The sequence below is a fragment of the Rothia nasimurium genome, from assembly GCF_928381415.1.
GTDB lineage: Bacteria > Actinomycetota > Actinomycetes > Actinomycetales > Micrococcaceae > Rothia > Rothia nasimurium_H.
This window is the reverse complement of the sequence record NZ_CAKMSF010000020.1, coordinates 1-2,490: the sequence shown is the minus strand read 5'-3', so window position 1 is coordinate 2,490 and position 2,490 is coordinate 1. Positions and strand designations below refer to the sequence as shown.

Genomic DNA, 2,490 nt, shown 5'->3' with positions numbered 1-2,490 from the left:
AGCCACATTAGAAGTAACACTCTGCACCGTCTGACCAGAAAGCGAACGAGCATAACCACCCAGATCACCATAATGAGCAGCAACCTGACCCAACTCATCCGAACGAGCAGCCCAAGCAGCAGCCTTCCGCCCAGCATGAGAAGAACGCACAGTATTCACATACCGCATCGGATTAACCACCGAAGAATTAGCAGCCTTCTGCCCCAAACTAAAAGCCTTAGCACCAGCAGCCTCAGCCTTCGTCGCAAACCGCCCAGCACGAGCCGCATTCACCGCAGAACCTACCTTACCCACTACAGACACCGCAGCACCTCCAAGGCCACCAGCAACACCACCAATCAAGGTGTCCAGACCAACCTTCTTCCAGTCCACAGTTCCATCAGTATTCTTATTTGTCAGAATAGACAAACCACCAGAGAGCAAACCGCCACCTACAGCGCCAGCAACAATCAGCCCAACCGGCCCGGTAGCTACCAGGGCAGCAACAGAAACTACGGTCCCGGCAATAATAGCAGCGGTAGCGATAGCTTCTGCGTGTTCATCAGCCCATCGATGTAGCTGCCCACCTAGACGTTCCCAAGCACGAGCAGAACTATCCTGCCGATACTCCCGAAACTCCCCAGCCGTCATCGGAGACAAACCCCACGGATCCACCAAACCCACCGGAGCATTACCCACAAACGCATACACATTCGCACCCCAACCAGCACCAGCTGGGGAGGCAAGCGGATCAACAGACATAAACCCACGAGCTACCGGGTCATACACACGAGCCCCCAGAATCTCCAGACCAGCAACCTGCAAAGACCCAGCAACCGTCACCCCAAAACCAGGGACAGCAGCAGAAGACGAAGAGGAGGTAACAGACACGGTGGTATCCGAGAGACAGGCGAAACAGAAGAAGAAAGGTTCTAGTAAACAATCAGGACGACGCCGTCCCTGGCTATGAGGATAAAAGGAAGGCGGTGCTGGCACCCAACAAGACACCAACACCCCGCATCACCTACAAACGATACCCATACCCATTCACAGCATCCCCCTCAGCCGGCAACTGAAAAGGAGGAAACACCAACACCACCTGCTGACCCCGATACCCATCCAACTCAGCAGCCATCTCATCCCAAGACCCAGCAGGAGAAGGAGACAAAACCTTAGAAACATAGACAGTCCCACACTCCTCCGTACGAATCTTCAACTTCGTACTTGAAGTCGATAAACCACCAGTACCACTACGACTACTTGAAACCTCAGCAGAGACAATGGTGCATTGCTGATCCACAGCATTAGCCTGCCGGTACTTCTCCCCTAAAGGAATACCTACAAAAATAAATATCGATACCAGAAACGCTAGAGACGAAAAAATCTTCTGCTTCCGCGTCTGACCCGAACCTTTTGTTTTAGAATTTCTTGCCATCATTCCCCTACCACTTTCGGTGTTGCCGCTCGAATACTATCAGCAGCACCAGAACTCACCATCCCAGAACCACCGCTCACAGCAGACTTGAAACCATCCTTCAAAGCATCAGATATCTTCAGCTCTTCTTCCTGCGGTGTCACTGCATAATTACCCATACCCAAACCAAAATCAGCAGCCCTATCTATAGCAAAGCCTTTCACACCGTTAAGACCCTTCTCCACTAAGCCGGCATCAACACTAGCTCTACCAATGGCCTGCTGCCTCAACGGCGTTACCCTCGGCGACAACACCCCAACCCCCAAACCAGAAACCGTCGCCCGAACATAACCACCCACAGTATGCTCCTGAAAATCACCTAAACCATACGCCAAATTATTACTATGATATGTACTGGGTTTAGTTCCGACCCCGTACATTGGAAACAAACAAAAAAGAGCAAAGGAACTTCACCCATGCCCACCAAATACCCCCAAGAACTCAAAACAAGAGCCCTACGCCTACTGGCCGACCACCTCGAAAACAACCCCGACACAGGCATCTACACCGCCTGCCGAAACATCGGAGAACGCCTCGGCATCAGCCCCGAAACCCTGCAAAAATAGCACAAACAAGCCGAAATCGATGCTGGCAACACCCCCGGCACCACCACTGATATGGCAGCAGAAAACCGACGCCTACGCAAAGAAAACGCCGAGCTCAAGCGAACCAACGAGATTCTACGAACAGCATCAGCTTTTTTCGCGGCAGAACTCGACCGTCCAGCCCGATCATGATCCGCTATATCGATAGGTATAGGAACCGTTTCGGGGTTGAGAACATCTGCACCGCACTACAAGAAAACCTCGCTGGTGGTTTCATCACCTCACGCGGCTACCGCGCCGCTAAGGCTCGTGTTCCTGCAGCACGTACTTTAAAGGACCAACTTCTGATTCCTGAACTGGTGAAAAGGGACTGTCAGGAAAACGGTGTAAACCCTCCCAACCCCAACAGGAGAAAATAACACCATGACAACAGAACACCAACTCGCCCAAAACCTCATCACCCAAGCCAAAGAACAAGGCCTAGACCTCAGC

General features: G+C 52.0%; 4 protein-coding genes. 1 reads left to right on the top strand and 3 read right to left on the bottom strand.

The window, feature by feature from the left end:
- From L7A20_RS11795 to L7A20_RS11785, 3 genes are all read right to left on the bottom strand, one after another.
- On the bottom strand, window positions 1-870 hold an 870-nt coding region (locus L7A20_RS11795), incomplete at its 3' end, for an RHS repeat-associated core domain-containing protein (protein ID WP_336603576.1).
- A 133-nt stretch (window positions 871-1,003) separates the two neighbouring features.
- A complete protein-coding gene (locus L7A20_RS11790) occupies window positions 1,004-1,417 on the bottom strand; it encodes a hypothetical protein (RefSeq protein WP_237197850.1) in 414 nt (137 codons plus the stop codon).
- On the bottom strand, window positions 1,414-1,788 hold the full coding sequence (locus L7A20_RS11785; protein ID WP_237197848.1) for a hypothetical protein: 375 nt from the start codon (window positions 1,786-1,788) through the stop codon (window positions 1,414-1,416). Before L7A20_RS11785 ends, L7A20_RS11790 begins: the two co-directional genes overlap by 4 nt.
- 81 nt (window positions 1,789-1,869) lie before the next feature.
- Here L7A20_RS11785 and L7A20_RS11780 point away from each other — a divergent pair, with 81 nt between their 5' ends.
- A complete protein-coding gene (locus tag L7A20_RS11780; protein ID WP_237223673.1) occupies window positions 1,870-2,019 on the top strand; it encodes a hypothetical protein in 150 nt (49 codons plus the stop codon).
- Window positions 2,020-2,490: the final 471 nt, after the last annotated feature.

Bases quoted from the DNA above. Each gene is read 5' to 3' on its own strand.
- L7A20_RS11790 (WP_237197850.1), bottom strand. From the start codon at position 1,417: ATGATGGCAAGAAATTCTAAAACAAAAGGTTCGGGTCAGACGCGGAAG.
- L7A20_RS11780 (WP_237223673.1), top strand. From the start codon at position 1,870: ATGCCCACCAAATACCCCCAAGAACTCAAAACAAGAGCCCTACGCCTA.